We start from the raw sequence: 16815 nt of genomic DNA, 5'->3' as shown, positions 1-16815 counted from the left end.
ACTACATTTAGATTCCCGGAAGGGAAACGTTGATAAATCAACGTTTCTATACGTGAAAAGTCGGTTTTTGATGTGTTTTTATCAAAAACTGATGAAAGTCGGGTTAAGGTCTGAATCAGTAAATCCAATTGGAACTGGAAATCCTTGGTTTTCAAGAAAAGTAGTTATCTGTTTTTTTTGTTTAGCGAACGTTCTTATCGCATCTTCGAATAGTGCTTTTATTTTTTTATCCTCTATGGTGGATACCATATATTTATTTACAGTATCAACGGCGGTCCCATTTATATATTCCCCCCACAATGTCCCTATTTCAGCCGATGTGAGCTTTAAATCCTCTTTATCCATAAAATCACCTCTATTTATATAATCCCCAAAAAATTATATTTTATTATGATTTTTTTTGTTGCACTAAAGCTCGTTTAGTTGGATAAGAGGTCATTACAATTCATGACAAAAGGAGCTTGGTTATTCAAACTACTTTTTATGGTGTTATTTTCTCTGTTAATTATGATGTCAATTAGAGTGTTAAATTCAAACCAATAAAGGTTCTATTTTACTGTTATTTTGTGTTTTGTACTCCAAAACCTTGAAGTTAAGTGTGGAAGTGTATTTCTTCCACACTTAACTTCAAGGACAGTAAGCGAAAGCGCGGTAGGTGTGATAGATAGGCTTGTTGCCTGATGGAAAAAATGCTAAAGCCTTCGGGATCAATTGTACCCATGGGAGGAATAAGTCATGTCCTAAAAACGTGTATCTATGACTACATGTAATCAGAGATAAAAGGTGCATTCTTTCAACTTTTTTGAGCGGATACTGTAGATAAGAACAGGTTAGTAGAACAAGAACCTGAATGATTCGCAGTAGAGAAAGAAAAGATACACTCTTTAGTAGATTTATAGCTTGTCCTTTTTCAGCTCGCAAGCTGTGTGTTTTATTGCCTGAACTTTATAGGCAAGGGACTGTGCTTCTTCGAATTTATATTTCGGCACATATGGTTCACCAAGGAAATAATCCAAGTTTTATCTTGCTAGCATATACGTTTTTGCCCATGCAAAAACACCTCCGATTTTTTTCTTGTTTCAAGTGTACCTTCGAAGGTGTTTTACATTTTACCATTGATTTAGGGTGTTTTACTCCATAAAAAAGGATTTCTTATTTTTAAATAGAATAAAGTACTTCTAAATTAAATGTTTTGCTGTTTGTTGTGAGTGCGACTCCGGAGGTAGGATTCGAACCTACGGCCAACCGGTTAACAGCCGGTTGCTCTACCACTGAGCTACTTCGGAATGAAATAAATAACTTAAACATATAATACCCATAACTCTTAGTACTATTCATTTAATCCCTTTCGATACAAAATACTTTTGATCACTACTATATAATCAAGTTTGGAGTAGACCTGACCCTACACATGTCATATAGGAAAAATTTCAAAGCATTGAATATCTCTTCATACTAAAAAAAATTTAACTAACTAGATTGATATAACAGAATATATATTATATACTGAATTGAAAGAATATAGTTAGCGCTTACATTACTGGGTATTACAAGTGTTTTCTTTTTTATTCTTAACATACTGACCGTTTAGTATAATAGCTATACGTAAAGTATTTACTTTCAGAGGGAGTGAAGAAGTGGAAAATTCATTGTTTGATTTAAGTGGACGTACAGCTCTTATTACTGGTGGAGGGAGCGGTTTAGGAAGATACATTGCAGAAGTTTATGCAGAGTATGGCGCAAATATCGCGGTTTGCTCCCGAAAACTGAATAATTGCCAAGAGACAGCTAACTATTTAGAAAGTAAATATGGAATTAAAGCAAAAGCATATGAATGTGATGTGAGCAATGAAGAACAGGTGAAAAGGGTTGTGGAAGCTGTTCTATTTGATTTCGTTGGAATCGACATTTTGGTCAATAACAGTGGAGCAACATGGGGTGAAAGTGTCGAGAATATGCCACTTGAAGCTTGGCAGAAAGTAATGAATGTTAATGTTACTGGCACGTTCCTCATGTCTAAAGAAGTCGGAAACCATATGCTTACAAATGGTTATGGAAAAATCATCAACATTGGATCAGTAGCCGGGTTGAAGGCAGAACCACCAGAAGTACTAAATGCTATTGGATACAGTACAAGCAAAGCAGCCATCCATCATTTCACAAAAGACTTGGCCCGTAAATGGGCTGGCCGAGGAATTTACGTAAATGCAATTGCACCAGGATTTTTTGAAACAAAAATGACGAAGCACGTTATCGAACAACATGCTGATAGAATTGTGAAACATAATCCAATGAAAAAATTAGGCGATTCCAAATCGTTGCAAGGAACGGCACTTTTTCTAGCAAGCCAAGCTAGTGATTATGTGACCGGACAAGTAATTGCTGTAGATGGAGGAAGTTCCCTATGAAATCTCATATAGAGGAGAGGGAAATGAATAGACCTTGGCTTCAACATGTAGTAGTAGGAAATCCTAAAGAAATCGATATTCCTGATATCTCTTTGAAGGAAATGCTCGATAAATCGATACAAACGTATCCTAATCATAATGCAATGACATTTTTGGGGAGGTCTTATACATACTGCGATATGGCCATTAGGATTAAAAGTGCGGCTCTCACTTTAACTAATTTAGGCATCCAAAAAGGAGACAGAGTGGCGCTCATGCTGCCGAACTGTCCACAGTATCCAATAAGTTTTTACGGGTCACTAACTTGTGGAGCGACAATAGTTCAATTGAATCCAATGTTCCAGCCCGCTGAATTACTCCATATCTTAAACGATTCTGGAACGAAGGCTTTGATTATTCTAGATAGACTTCTTCCCGTATTTGAAAGTATTAAAACACAAACTTCTGTAAAAGTTGTTATAGCTGTTGACTTAGATAGTGACTTCACTGATGGTACATCAAGTGAAGAAATGATAGATGTTCCTATTGATTCAAAAAAAGATGTAGCCGTTCTTCAATATACTGGAGGAACTACTGGGCTTCCTAAAGGAGCAATGCTGACCCATCATAATATTGTTGCTAATACCCTGCAAAGCGCAGCCTCTTCTTTTATCAAAACTAAAAAAGGGGAAGAGCGAGTGCTCGCCATTTCTCCACTGTTTCACGTATACGGAATGACAAGTGGAATGTGTCTCACTTTTTACAATGGAGGAAACTTACTTTTAGTACCTAAATTTGAAGTTGAACAAGTTGTAGCCTTAATAGAACGAGAAAAACCAACTGCATTTCCGGGCGTACCAACTATGTACATTGCATTAATTGATTATTACAAGATTAAGAAATACGATTTAAGCTGTTTATCTTCATGTACAAGTGGTTCAGCACCATTGCCTCTAGAAGTTCTCAAACGATTTAATGAAATTAGTGGCACTAAAGTGGCAGAGGGATATGGTCTTTCGGAAGCTTCTCCCGTAACGCATCGCAACCCGATTGAAGGTTTGCAAAAAAACGGCAGTATTGGAATTCCACTACCAAACACTGATGCTAGAATAGTAGATTCTGTAACAGGACAACAAACACTATCCATTGGTGAAATTGGGGAACTCGTCATTAAAGGTCCACAAGTAATGAAAGGTTATTGGAACCAGCCAGAAGAGACGATACAGACGATCAGAGATGGTTGGTTATTTACAGGTGACCTCGCGAAAATGGATGAAGATGGTTTCTTTTATATTGTAGGTCGTAAAAAAGAAATGATACTTGCAAGTGGCTTCAACGTTTATCCAATCGAAGTTGAAAACGTAATTTACAGCCATCCTGCTGTGCTAGAAGCTGCCGTATTAGGAGTGCCAAATGAATACCGTGGGGAAACGATACGTGCTGTAGTGGTATTAAAGGATGGGGAGCAGGTAACTGAACAGGAGTTGATTAGTTTCTGTCGGTCCAAACTTTCCGCATATAAAGCACCATCAGATGTCCTCTTTGTAGATGAATTACCAAAAACAGCAGTCGGAAAAATATTAAAAAGAGTATTAAAGGAACAGTACAGCTAACTTGAAGAATCCACACTTTGCCCATAGGGGATTAACGAATAAAAGAGATTGTTCTAACCAATAGAGAAGTAGAAACGGAGAGATTAGTATGCATTTGAGATTATCTGACGAACAGAAAATGGTTCAGAAAACAATTCGAAGATTTGTAGAAAAAGAGTTAATTCCTTTAGAAAATGAAGTATTAAAAAATGAAAGAGAAGGTCGTCCAGGCTTAACTGAAGAAAAAATGATTGAATTACAGGAAAAAGCGAAGGAGTTTGGTTTCTGGGGAATCAACACGCCTGAAGAATACGGTGGTTCAAATCTAGGTCAACTAATGATGGCCATTGTTCTAATGGAGGTTTCTAAAACGTTTGTACCATTCAGGTTTGCTGGTTCAGCCGATAATATCCTCTACTACGGCAACGAAGAACAAAAGAAAAAGTATCTAATACCAACGATCAATGGCGAAAAAAAATCGTGCTTCGCAATGACGGAACCAGAAGCCGGATCTGATACGCAAAATCTGAAAATGACTGCTGTTAAAGACGGAAATGAATGGGTACTAAATGGTGAGAAAACTTTTATTACCGGCGGGAACGAAGCCGATTTCGTAATGGTTATCGCAATTACAGACAAAGAACTACACCAAAAAACTGGTCGAGAAGGAGTGACCTGCTTTATTGTGGACCGGGATATGGGGTGGAAGTCCGAATACATTGACACGATGGGTGAATGGGGACCAGCAGGATTGGTCTTTGATAATGTCCGTGTACCAGAAGAAAACATTTTAGGTGAAGTCAATGGTGGGTACAATCTAGGACTTGAATGGATTGGCTTTGCACGATGGGTAGTCGGGGCACGGGCCGTTGGAATGAGTGAAAGACTTTTACAGATGGCAATTGATTATTCAAAAGAGCGTCAAACATTCGGCAAACCAATTGCGGAACGTCAAGCAATCCAGTGGCCAATAGCAGATTCAGCGGTCGAAATTGAAGCGGCAAGATGGCTTGTACTTAATGCAGCTTTTACACTTGACCAAGGTGAAGATAATCGCCATCTCGCATCTATGGCTAAATTGTATGGTGCAAATATGGGGAATCGAGTTGTGGATCGTGTCTTGCAGATCCATGGGGGCATGGGTTATACAAGAGAATTGCCAATCGAGCGCTGGTACCGTGAAGCAAGATTATGGAGAATCTATGATGGAACAGATGAAATCCAACGCATAATTATTTCAAGAAACCTACTTAAAGGACATGTTAAAGTAGGACAATTTATTTAAACGATAGATTATTAGGGGGCACAATAATGGGAAAAGCATTTGAAGGAAGAACAGCATTTGTTACTGGTGGTAGCCGTGGTATCGGAAGAGAAATCGTTGAACGTTTTGCAAGTGAAGGTGCCAATGTGGCTATTATTGATGTAAATGAAGAAGCTTTGAACATCGCAGCAACTGAATTAAATGAAAAGGGTTACTCTTTTTATACAAAAGTTGCTAGTGTTACTGACCGTGACCAAATCGAGCAGGCGATGAAAGAAGTGTTTGAGAAATTTGGATCAATCGATATATTGGTCAATAATGCCGGAGTAATTCGGGACAATATGATCTTTAAAATGACCGACGAAGATTGGCTAACTGTCATGGATGTCCATTTAAAAGGTGCATTTTTTGCTTCTCGTGCTGCCCAACAGTATATGACAAAGAATAAATACGGGCGAATTATCAATATCTCATCCACATCAGCATTAGGGAACCGCGGCCAAGCCAATTATTCCACGGCTAAAGCTGGTCTTCAAGGATTAACTAAGACTTTGGCAATCGAACTTGGAAAATTTGGTGTCACCGCAAATGCAGTAGCACCTGGATTTATCGAGACTGAAATGACAAAATCGACGGCGGAAAGAATTGGAATACCATTCGAAGAACTAATCAAAGCAAGTGTCTCAACTATTCCAGTGGGTAGAAGCGGAAAGCCGGAAGATATTGCGAATGCAGTTGTCTTTTTTGCAGACGAAAGATCATCATTTGTCAGCGGTCAGGTACTCTATGTTGCTGGTGGACCAAGGAATTAAGAATGGAGGCACAAATTATGTTGAAATCTACTATTGGAAAACGCTCTTCAAAAATGAAAAATACAATCGAGAGAGGAAGCGTCCGAAAGTTTGCGGAAGCGATTGGAGATCCCGCTTCAATTTATTTTGACGAAGAAGTGGGGAAAAATTCAAAGTATAAAAATAATATTGCCCCACCTACTTTTCCAGTCACATTCAATGTCGGCTCTATACCAGAATTGAATCTTCCTACAGAAGGGCTTATTCACGGGGAACAAATTTATCATTATACGCGCCCTTTAGTTGTTGGGGAAGATGTTTACTGCTGGATGGAAGTAAAAGATTACTACGAAAAAAGTGGTAACTTTGGTAACATGGGATTTCTTGTGCTGACTAAGCATGGGGAAGATCCAAGTGGCGAGTTACTGTTCACAGAAGAACGAATTGTGATTATTAGTGAAACTGTTAGAAAGGGGATGTTGGTGTGAATCGAATCGCAAATTTACAAATAGGGGATTCGTTAACAGAGATTCCGCTGAAACCCGTTACTCGTTTGGACCTAATAAAATATGCAGGGGCTTCTGGCGATTTCAATCCGATTCATACTATTGATGCTGAAGCAGAAAAAGCTGGGCTACCAGGTATTATTGCACACGGCATGTGGACGATGGGAAATCTGTCTAAGCTCTTTACTCCTTATTTGGAAGAGGGATTTATTCAAGATTATGCTATCCGTTTTAAAGGTATGGTTTTTCTCGAAGATGTTATCACATTAACAGCAACAGTCATAGAGAAACAGGGTGGACAAGTGAAGTTTAATGTTACAGCTGTTAATCAGCACCAAAAGAATGTTCTACAAGGAGACATTCTATTCTCGATATAATTTTCTGAATTTTCAAATCACAGAGGAGGAGAGCCAATTGAAAAAAAATAGAGATGCGGTCATTGTTTCAGCTGTTAGAACGGCAATTGGCAGACAAGGTGGAGCTTTGGCTTCTGTTCCAGCTCATGTGTTCGGAGCGGAAGTTATAAAAGAAGCGTTAGTTCGAGCAGGCGTAGCAGCAGATTTGGTAGAAGATGTAATTTTTGGAAACGTGTTAAGTGGGGGAGGAAATATTGCTAGATTAACAGCATTGGAGACGGGGCTTGGTATTAGCCTTCCAGGATTAACAGTTGACAGACAATGTGGATCAGGAATTAATGCAATTAACCTTGCAGCGCAAGCTATTTGGGCAGGTGATGGCGACATCTACATAGCTGGAGGGGTAGAAAGCATGAGCCGCTCACCTTATCTAATGGCACGACCCGAAAAAGCATATAGTCCAATGCCTCCAAAGTTCAGAAAGTCTCAGCTTTCATCAGATGAAATTGGTGATCCCCCAATGGGTATTACAGCTGAAAATCTTGCTAAGAAATATGACATTAGTCGAGAAGAACAGGATGAATTTGCACTTCTAAGTCAACAAAAAACTGCAAGAGCGATTGCAGAAGGACGGTTTGATGATCAGATTGTGACAGTAAGAGTTCCCGTTCGAAAAGGACAATCGATAGAGTTTAAAACAGATGAACATCCACGTCCCCAAACAACAAAAGAAGCGCTCGAAAAATTATCTCCTGCGTTTCTCGAGGGAGGGACAGTTACAGCAGGTAGCAGTTCTGGACTAAATGATGCTGCTTCAGCTGTCGTAATCATGTCAAGAGAGAAGGCAGAGGAACTAGGCATAAAGCCATTGGCAATAATTCGAGCACAAGCAGTAGCAGGCGTAGATCCACACATTATGGGCATCGGACCTGTTCCAGCAACACACAAAGCACTTCAAAAAGCAGGATTATCTTTGGAAGACATGGATTTAATTGAAATTAATGAAGCGTTTGCAGCTCAGGTAATCGCTTGTGATAGAGAACTGAAGATGGATTTGGAAAAGGTAAACGTTAACGGTGGAGCGATTGCTCTTGGCCATCCCCTTGGTGCAACGGGGGCTATTCTATTAACAAAAGCCGTTCACGAATTAAAACGCTCGGGTGGAAGATATGCACTTATTACTGCATGTATCGGTGGGGGACAAGGCATCGCTACAATTATCGAGCGTGAGGAGTGAAATATTTTGAATAACTTATCAGACATAACTATTTATGTGAGATTTTGTGAAACGGATGCTGGAGGACATGTTAGCAATACCAGTTATTTTTTTTACATGGAAGAAGCAAGGTCTAAGTTTTTCGAGCACATTGGTTTTGTAGGTGAGAACAAAAGGAAGAATATTGATTTCATTATTGCCTCCACTACTTGTGATTTTATCGCTCAGACATATGCTGGTCATAGTCTCATAGTTTCCACAACAGTAGGTAAAATCGGATCGAAAAGTTTTAAAATTATGCATGAAATTAAAGAATCGGAGACAGGTTCCCTTGTAGCAGTTGGTAGTGCAGCTATTGTTTGTTTTGACTATAAAAAACAGCAAACCGAAGTAATTCCTGAAATGCTTCATAAGTTGTTGGAAGGATTTTTAGTCCCAGCCTAAGATGCATGATCGTAGGAAAGGTGGAAATATATATGGACTTTAACTTGAGTGAAGACATTCTATTTTTAAAACGGAATGTCCGTGACTTTATACAAAATGAAGTTGAAAAAGTAGCGATGCAAATTGAAGAAGAAAATAAAATTCCTGAAAAGATTATTAAACTATCAAAAGAAATGGGTCTTTTTGGACTAAATATACCTGAAGAGTATGGTGGACTCGGAATTAACATGGTCGGTAAATGCGCGTTATATGAAGAAATAGGGGCTACCCATAATGGCTATACAACGTTAATCGGAGGACATACCGGAATAGGTACCGTTGGAATCGTTGAGATGGGAGATGAGCGTCAAAAGAAAAAATACTTGCCAGATATGGCCTCAGGTGACCGAATTGGTGCTTTCGCTTTAACCGAACCGGAAGCTGGGTCCCACGCCACTAATTTGAAAACTACTGCAATGAGAAGTGGTGGTAAATTTATCTTAAACGGAACAAAACATTATATAACAAATGCCACAGAAGCAGATATCTTTACCGTAATGGCCGTAACAGATTCATCAAAAGGTGCAAAAGGCATTACATCTTTTATTGTTGAAAAAGATTTTCCAGGTTTTCATATAGGAAAAGTGGAAAAAAAGATGGGTCTGCACGGTTCCCATTCTGCTGAGATTATCATGGAAAACTGTGAAGTACCAATTGAAAATGTCTTAGGTGAAGAAGGTCAGGGGTACGTCAATGCTCTAAAAATCCTAGCGAATGGCCGAGCGGGATTAGCTGCACGGAATCTTGGGTCTTCCCAGAAACTACTTGATCTTTCTGTTACTTTCGCAAAAAACCGTGTGCAATTTAATAAGCCCATTATAGAACACCAAGCAGTTGCACATATGCTGGCTGAAATGGCAGTTGAAATCGAAGCGCTTCGTTCTTTCATGTACCGTGTAGCGTGGATGGTCGACGAAGGTAAGAATGTAATTAAAGAAGCAGCTATGGTGAAATTATATGGTTCTGAAGTGTATAACCGCGTGGCGGACAAAGCGCTGCAAGTACACGGAGGTATTGGTTATATGGCCGATTATCCAATTGAGCGCTTTTACCGAGATGCACGTATTACTCGCATTTATGAAGGAACATCAGAAATTCAGAAAAATATTATTGCAGGGCGACTAAATAAAGAGTATTCATAGAAATTAACTTTTTGCCTATCTGATAGGAAGTGGAGGGAAAAGTATGGATTTGTTTTTGCAACAGTTTTTTAACGGACTAACTCTTGGAAGCGTTTACACACTTGTCGCAATAGGACTAACTCTTGTTTTTGGAATACTACATATTCCAAATTTTGCGCATGGTGCCTTGTATTTAATCGGAGGCTACGTAACATTAATGGTCATGAAAGGTACTGGAGCTCACTACTTTGTGGCCATTTTCGCCTCAATTATTGTGGTTGCTCTTCTTGGAATCTTAATGGAACGTCTCGTCTTTAATCCGCTCAGAAATTCACCACCCATTCATGACAAAATAGCAGCAATTGGGTTGGTTCTGTTTTTTGAAGCGCTTGTTCAATTAGTTTGGGGAACAGAGTATCTCCGTATGTTTTCGCCTTTTGACAATAACATCTCTGTAGCAGGGGTATTGATGACAAGCCAACGAATTTTAGTTATCGTTGTTGCCTTCGTCGTAGTCGTTCTGTTGACACTATTTTTGAAGAAAACCATGATGGGCGCGTCGATTATAGCCATGGCTCAAAATCGAGAAGGTGCATTCTTGGTAGGTATTAACGCAAATGCAGTAGCCATGATGACATTCGCTATCTCCGGAGCACTTGCAGCAATTGCCGCTTCACTTGCTGCCCCAATTAACCTCGTGTTTCCTTCTATGGGGCATCTGGTTATATTAAAAGCATTTGTTGTGGTCATTATCGGGGGGATGGGCAGTATTCCAGGAGCTATTGTTGCCGGTCTAATTCTCGGTATGACAGAAAGCATGGGTGCAACATATATTTCCAACGATTATAAAGATATGATTGCTTTTCTACTTTTAGTTGTCATTATGACCATTCGACCTAAAGGGTTGTTTGCGAAGGGGGTCCATTAAGTGGGTAAAATATTTAACCAACGCAATATCATCATTTTACTCATCCTTTTCGCCCTTGTGTTTCCATTAATCTATGCAGACAATCGATACGTTTTACACGTTATGACCATTGGATTCATATTTACTATTAGTGTTTACGGCATGAACATACTGGCCGGTTATACAGGACAATTGTCCCTTGCTCATGCAGGATTCTTTGCAATTGGGGCATACTCGGTCGGAATATTAACGACACAAGGCGGACTCAACTTTTGGTTGGCCCTGTTACTTGCTGTTCTTATCACTTGTGCTACCGGGTTCGTACTTGGACTTATTGCACTTCGAACAAAAACGCACTTCTTTGCAATTTACACTTTAATTGTTGGTTATCTTATTTACTTACTAATTGATAAATGGGATGGCTTAACTGGTGGGATTCGAGGACTGATTGGGATACCAATACCAGATCCAATCGGACCGATAACTTTTGAATCAGCTACATCAATGTATTACTTGGTACTATTTTTCCTCCTTCTAGCTATTTTTGTCGCTGTCCGAATTGTCCATTCCCTAACTGGAAGGACCTATATTGCAATTCGTAACAGTGAAGACCTTGCTCAGACTTTGGGGATCAATACTACAATGAACAAGCTAGTGTCTTTTGTTATTTCAGTAGCATTTGCAGGGCTAGCCGGCGGACTATATGCAGCTTTAACTCGTTTTATTGGACCGGATGTAGCAAGCACACACATGGTATTTAATTTTCTAATGTATCTAATAGTCGGCGGTATTGGTACTTTATCTGGACCTCTTGTAGGAACAATGCTTTTTATCTGGTTTGAACAGTTTTTAAAGAGCTATCAAGAGTACCATATGCTTATTTTTGGTCCAATTTTGGTCTTTATGGTTATCTTTTTTCCTTCAGGAATTACCGGTGGCTTTTACAAACTAAAAATGAAATTTCAAAGTGCTAAAAATCAAAAGAATGTAAGACATATTAAGTCAATTCCGGTTAAATCCACAAAAGAATAAGAAAGGAGGAATCATAGTGGCATTTATACAATTGAAAGGAATCACTAAGAAATTCGGCGGTTTGACGGCTGTTGACAATGTTGACTTTGAAATTGAGCAGGGGAAAATCACTGCAATTATCGGTCCGAATGGAGCAGGTAAATCCACTTTCTTTAATTTAATCAACGGATTTCATAAACCAACGTCAGGGACAATCCTTTTTGAAGGAAAGGATATTACGAATACACCTGTTCATATCGGTGCTAGGTTAGGTATTGCTCGGACTTTCCAAACCACTCATCTATTTGAGCAAGCAACCGTAATAGATAACGTCATTGTAGGACATCGACTGAGAACGAAGTCCAAGCTCTACGATGCTATATTCCGTACACGCAGGGAAAAGCAGGAGGAACAGATAGCCTATCAAAAGGCTTTGGAAGTTTTAGACTTTGTTGGGCTCACTCATATGGCAAAAGCACCTGTTTCAACCATTCCTCAGGAAGCAAAAAAACGAGTTGCGATTGCATTAGCTTTAGCAACTGATCCAAAGGTTATGTTCCTTGATGAACCGGCAGCTGGTATTAATCCAGATGAAACAGAGGGTTTATCGCAGCTGATGAAAAAATTAGCTGCAAGTGGGATTACAATTTGTACAATTGAACACAAAATGCAGATGATCATGGGTCTTGCTGACAAGATTATGGTATTGAATCACGGTGCAAAAATCGCGGAGGGGACACCCACAGAAATTAAAAATAATCCAATTGTCATTGAAGCGTATTTAGGAGGAGGGGATCCTGTTGCTGAGGTTAACAGACATCACAGTGAAGTTCGGGGCGTTTGAAGCGTTGAGCAAGGTCAATATTGAAGTGTTCGAAGGAGAACTCGTTGTACTCCTTGGGGCAAATGGTGCAGGGAAAAGTACGATTTTCAACACGATTAGTGGCTTGAATAAACTGACTATGGGCGATATTCAATTTAACGGGAAAAGTGTAAATGGCAACTCACCAGACCGCATGGTAAAAGAAGGAGTTGTTCAATGTCCAGAAGGCAAAAAGCTATTTCCTGAGATGACAGTTCAGAAAAATCTAATGATGGGTGGCTTCGTTCATAGAAGAAAGAAAGCACAGCTGAAAGACTCCTTGGCTGAAGTCTATGAGATTTTCCCTATTTTAAAAGACAAACATGATCATTATGCTGGTTCATTAAGTGGTGGACAACAACAAATGCTTGCAATTGGAAGGGCGTTAATGTCAAAACCAAAACTGATTATGATGGATGAACCGTCAATTGGACTTGCACCATTAATTGTGGAACAGATGTTTTCAATTATTCGGGAAATCAACAAGGGAGGAACAACTGTTCTATTGGCTGAACAGAATGCCAACGCCGCACTAAAAATAGCAGACCGCGGCTATGTAATTGAAAATGGTTTAGTAGTACTTCAAGGAACTAGTAGTGAGTTATTTAATAATGATGCTATTCGAAAAGCATATATCGGAGCATAAGAGAATTATTCAATCTTCTATTAAAGGAGGTGAATCAAGTTTTAGTTTTAAAGGGTTATCAAAAAATTCTAAATTAAAGGGGAGAAAAATTTAATGCGCTCATTTAAAAAAGGGTTGTTTACCGGTTTCCTATTTTTACTTATTCTAGTTCTTGTAGCCTGTGGTAATGAGGAAGCAACACCTGAGACTACGGTGGATGTAGATGCAGATCCTGTCAAAGAAACAGAAGAAGTAGTAGAAGCAAAAGAATTGACGATTGGATTTAGTGGTCCTTTAAGCGGACCAGCTGCAACATATGGTGGAGAAACTATAAAAGGTCTTACAATGGCCGTAGAGGATATTAACGAAGAAGGGTTCGAGGTAGACGGTCAACCTTATACTTTGAAACTCGCATCTCTTGATGATAAGTATTTACCAAACGAAACGGCAGCAAATGCCAAACGTTTAGTACAAGAAGAAAAAACAAAGTTTATTTATAGTCCACACAGTGGCGGAATTTATGCAATGCAAGTATTTAATGAGATGGAAGATTTCATCATTATGGGTTACACGAGTGAGCCGGGAGTTACAGAACAAGGAAACTCCTTGATGGTTCGGATTCCACCCAGATATGATCAATATTTAGAGCCTTTTACTAAATATGAAATGGAGAGATTCGGTAAGAAAATTGCATTTCTTCCTACAGCAAGCCAATACGGTAAAGACTGGGCAGCTGCGCTTAAACCGGTTTGGGAAGCAAATGGAGGAGAAGTTGTTTTCGATGAATCTGTCGACTTTAGCAAAGATACAGATTTTCAAACAATTGTAGCAAATGCATTGCAAGAAAATCCAGATGTACTCTTTATCGGCGGACCTTCTGAACCAACTGCACTTATCGCAAAACAAGCAAGAGACCTTGGATTCGAAGGCGGATTTTTAATCATGGACCAAGCGAAATTAGATGAAATGGCAGCTGTTCTTGGCGGAAATTACGACATGCTCGAAGGCTCAATATCTACAATTCCACTTGTGAATTCAGAGTATCCTGGTACAGCAGAGTTTATTGAAAAATACAAAGCTAACAACGATAGAGATCCAGGCTCAGAATCTGCGTTCCATTATGTTTCTTTATATGTATTAACTGGGGCAATGAAAGCTGCGGGAACAGTTGACGACACTAAAGCTATAATGGCTAAAATGGATGAAGCAGCTAAAAACTTACCTGAAAATAAACAAGCTTATTCTATTCCAGGCGTTGAGGAAGATGGCGGTTTTGGATCTTTACTAAGAATTGCTTATATTGAAGATGGTGAACTGAAAATAATGGGCACAGACTGATGAATAAATAAAGAAAAGCGGAAAGCGCCTTCTAGCCCGACACCGGCGCTAGAAGGACGAAAGGCGAACATTTCGCCTTTCTAACCCTTAAAGGGGCCCTCGGGCTGGCGCTTGAAACTTGACATGATATAGAAATCATATACTTTTGTATCTTTTAAAGAAATCCCAAAAGTACTATTATGCTTTCCTCGGCCTATGACGGCATTATAAATGGTATACTATTTCGAAAAAGACCGTCGGTATATAGAGAAAGGCAGTGGACACTTTGAAAGAAGAATTAAAAAAACAAAGTATCAATCTATTTGTAGAGAAAGGGTATAGCGCAACATCTATAAAAGATATTGTTGAAACAATTGGTGTAACCAAAGGATCATTCTATTATCACTACACGAGCAAAGAAGAGCTCCTTATGGATATACATCTTCAATATATAGATGATTTGTTAAATAAACAGATGTTGATTTTGGAAACCCATCAAAATTACCGAAGTAAATTGATAAAGGTCGTGGAGTTGCTCATCCACGACATCGAAAAACAGGGTGCCATTGGACGTGTTTATTTTCGTGAAATCCGTCACTTAACACCAGAAAATGCAACTATAATCAGTGACAAACGAGCAAAATTCCGTGATATTATCGAAAAAATACTAGAAGAAGGTATGAATGAAGGTGAGTTCCGAAACAATCTTCAGCCAAAAATGATCACATTCGCCATCTTAGGAATTACAAATTGGAGCTACCAATGGTTCAACACTGAAGGAACTTTGTCTGTAAAAGAGCTTGCGAATATCTATACGGATTTCATTTTAAACGGCATTAATTCATAGAAGTATGAGTTAAGTTTTAAATGGAATGCCTTCTTTGAAAATTAAAACAGTCCGGAAGCACCCGTTTCCAGGCTGTTTTTTATTTAAATGATAGAAGTATGATGCTTAAATAAACGTTTTCAATAAACTTAGGAAGTTTTTTAAAAATAATCTGGTTTATTTCTACTATTTAAAAATATAGTAAGTAATGTAGTAGTTTAAATTCGCTTGTTCATAATCGATCCTAATGATATTCTCTTGTATTCCAAAATTGTAAATGATAATATAATTATAAATTCTGAACATACCAACTGGTCAGTATATAAGGAGGATAAAAATGGATTTTTCATATTCAACTAAAACGAAAGATTTGCAAAAGAAATTGATTTCTTTCATGGACGAGCATGTTTACCCGAACGAAAAACTATTTGAAGAACAACTAGAAGCGCAGGAGAACCGTTGGATAGGTGTCCCGCTTATTATGGAAGAACTAAAACAGAAAGCAAAGGATGCCGGACTTTGGAATTTATTTCTTCCTGACAGCGAATACGGAGCTGGACTAACAAACCAGGAATATGCACCTCTTTGTGAAATTATGGGAAGGTCTCTCATTGGTCCTGAAGTGTTTAATTGTAACGCTCCAGATACTGGAAACATGGAAGTGCTTGTTCGCTACGGAACTGAAGAACAGAAAGAGAAATGGTTGAAACCGCTACTCGCGGGTGAAATTCGCTCTTGCTTTTCAATGACTGAGCCTGACGTAGCGTCTAGTGATGCCACAAATATTGCGACATCTATCACACTTGATGGAGATGAATACGTTATCAATGGTCGAAAATGGTGGTCTTCGGGCGCAGGTGATCCACGTTGTAAAATCGCTATTGTCATGGGCAAAAACGATCCAGATGCACCTAAGTATGAGCAACAGTCTATGATTCTAGTACCACTAGATACAGAGGGTGTAAAAATAGAACGTCTATTATCGGTATTCGGCTATGATCACGCACCTCATGGACATGCAGAGATTACTTTTGATAACGTGCGTGTACCAGCAACCAATATGATTTGGGGCGAAGGAAAAGGTTTTGCAATTGCTCAAGGACGGCTTGGACCCGGTCGCATCCATCACTGCATGCGACTCGTCGGATCGGCAGAACGAGCACTTGAAGAAATGTGCAGACGGGTACAGGTACGTGAGCCATTTGGCAAGCCACTTGCAAATCAAGGCGTCATTCGAGAATGGATTGCAGATTCACGCATTGACATTGAACAAGCTCGTCTTCTAACATTGAAGGCTGCGTTTATGATGGACACAGTTGGTAACAAGGCAGCGAAAGCAGAAATTGCGATGATTAAAGTAACCGCTCCTAACATGGCACTCCGAGTTATCGATCGAGCAATTCAGGTATTTGGCGCAGCTGGAGTAAGTAATGATTACACGCTAGCAGCACAGTGGGCGAACTCTAGAACGTTGCGTCTTGCTGACGGTCCTGATGAAGTGCACCGTAACCAAATTGCGAAACTCGAACTAAGAAAATATCAATAGAAAGG

The 16815-nt window shown here is 39.2% G+C and carries 16 protein-coding genes, 1 tRNA gene and 1 pseudogene; 16 read left to right on the top strand and 2 right to left on the bottom strand.

Going from position 1 to position 16815, the window contains the following annotated elements; all coding sequences use genetic code 11:
- Positions 1–102: 102 nt before the first annotated feature.
- Positions 103–345: pseudogene (locus tag B371_RS0117480) on the bottom strand (DUF3231 family protein); the annotation flags it as partial.
- Positions 346–1214: 869 nt separating this feature from the next.
- Positions 1215–1286, bottom strand: a tRNA-Asn gene (locus B371_RS0117475).
- Positions 1287–1637: 351 nt separating this feature from the next.
- Between B371_RS0117475 and B371_RS0117470 the strand changes: the two genes are divergently transcribed.
- The 16 genes from B371_RS0117470 to B371_RS0117395 all read left to right on the top strand — a co-directional run bounded on the left by B371_RS0117470 (position 1638) and on the right by B371_RS0117395 (position 16810).
- A complete protein-coding gene (locus B371_RS0117470) occupies positions 1638–2408 on the top strand; it encodes an SDR family oxidoreductase (protein ID WP_019415608.1) in 771 nt (256 codons plus the stop codon).
- A complete protein-coding gene (locus B371_RS0117465) occupies positions 2405–4000 on the top strand; it encodes a long-chain fatty acid--CoA ligase (protein WP_019415607.1) in 1596 nt (531 codons plus the stop codon). The genes B371_RS0117470 and B371_RS0117465 overlap by 4 nt, the downstream gene beginning before the upstream one ends.
- Positions 4001–4088: 88 nt before the next feature.
- Entirely contained in the window at positions 4089–5264 is a 1176-nt protein-coding gene (locus B371_RS0117460; protein WP_019415606.1) for an acyl-CoA dehydrogenase family protein, read from the top strand.
- A 26-nt stretch (positions 5265–5290) separates the two neighbouring features.
- Positions 5291–6055 carry an SDR family NAD(P)-dependent oxidoreductase gene (locus B371_RS0117455; RefSeq protein ID WP_019415605.1) on the top strand — a complete coding sequence of 255 codons (765 nt, stop codon included), beginning with the start codon at positions 5291–5293 and terminating at the stop codon, positions 6053–6055.
- Between the two features lie 17 nt (positions 6056–6072).
- Positions 6073–6522, top strand: coding sequence for a MaoC family dehydratase N-terminal domain-containing protein (locus B371_RS0117450; protein ID WP_019415604.1), 450 nt, complete (start codon positions 6073–6075; stop codon positions 6520–6522).
- Positions 6519–6917, top strand: a complete 399-nt coding sequence (locus B371_RS0117445; protein ID WP_019415603.1) for a MaoC/PaaZ C-terminal domain-containing protein — start codon at positions 6519–6521, stop codon at positions 6915–6917. The genes B371_RS0117450 and B371_RS0117445 overlap by 4 nt, the downstream gene beginning before the upstream one ends.
- 37 nt (positions 6918–6954) lie before the next feature.
- Positions 6955–8133, top strand: a complete 1179-nt coding sequence (locus B371_RS0117440) for a thiolase family protein (protein ID WP_019415602.1) — start codon at positions 6955–6957, stop codon at positions 8131–8133.
- 6 nt (positions 8134–8139) lie between these two features.
- Positions 8140–8556 (top strand): thioesterase family protein, encoded by a 417-nt coding sequence (locus tag B371_RS0117435; RefSeq protein ID WP_019415601.1) that lies wholly within the window; start codon positions 8140–8142, stop codon positions 8554–8556.
- 32 nt (positions 8557–8588) lie between these two features.
- Positions 8589–9737 carry an acyl-CoA dehydrogenase family protein gene (locus B371_RS0117430; RefSeq protein ID WP_019415600.1) on the top strand — a complete coding sequence of 383 codons (1149 nt, stop codon included), beginning with the start codon at positions 8589–8591 and terminating at the stop codon, positions 9735–9737.
- Between the two features lie 43 nt (positions 9738–9780).
- Positions 9781–10644 (top strand): branched-chain amino acid ABC transporter permease, encoded by an 864-nt coding sequence (locus tag B371_RS0117425; protein ID WP_019415599.1) that lies wholly within the window; start codon positions 9781–9783, stop codon positions 10642–10644.
- Positions 10645–11655 (top strand): branched-chain amino acid ABC transporter permease, encoded by a 1011-nt coding sequence (locus B371_RS0117420; protein WP_019415598.1) that lies wholly within the window; start codon positions 10645–10647, stop codon positions 11653–11655.
- 16 nt (positions 11656–11671) lie between these two features.
- Positions 11672–12478: an ABC transporter ATP-binding protein gene (locus B371_RS0117415; RefSeq protein WP_019415597.1), complete on the top strand. Its 807-nt coding sequence runs from the start codon at positions 11672–11674 to the stop codon at positions 12476–12478.
- Positions 12435–13142: an ABC transporter ATP-binding protein gene (locus tag B371_RS0117410; RefSeq protein ID WP_026023116.1), complete on the top strand. Its 708-nt coding sequence runs from the start codon at positions 12435–12437 to the stop codon at positions 13140–13142. The genes B371_RS0117415 and B371_RS0117410 overlap by 44 nt, the downstream gene beginning before the upstream one ends.
- 93 nt (positions 13143–13235) lie before the next feature.
- Positions 13236–14459: an ABC transporter substrate-binding protein gene (locus tag B371_RS0117405; protein WP_019415595.1), complete on the top strand. Its 1224-nt coding sequence runs from the start codon at positions 13236–13238 to the stop codon at positions 14457–14459.
- A gap of 256 nt (positions 14460–14715) precedes the next feature.
- Complete coding sequence (locus B371_RS0117400) at positions 14716–15285, top strand: TetR family transcriptional regulator (protein WP_019415594.1); 570 nt, start codon at positions 14716–14718, stop codon at positions 15283–15285.
- Between the two features lie 316 nt (positions 15286–15601).
- The gene (locus B371_RS0117395) at positions 15602–16810 is read left to right on the top strand and encodes an acyl-CoA dehydrogenase (protein ID WP_019415593.1); all 1209 of its coding nucleotides are present in this window, start codon (positions 15602–15604) and stop codon (positions 16808–16810) included.
- Positions 16811–16815: the final 5 nt, after the last annotated feature.

The sequence above is a fragment of the Paenisporosarcina sp. TG20 genome (genome assembly GCF_000286315.1).
Taxonomy (GTDB): domain Bacteria; phylum Bacillota; class Bacilli; order Bacillales_A; family Planococcaceae; genus Paenisporosarcina.
This window is presented reverse-complemented; position numbering and strand designations above follow the sequence as displayed.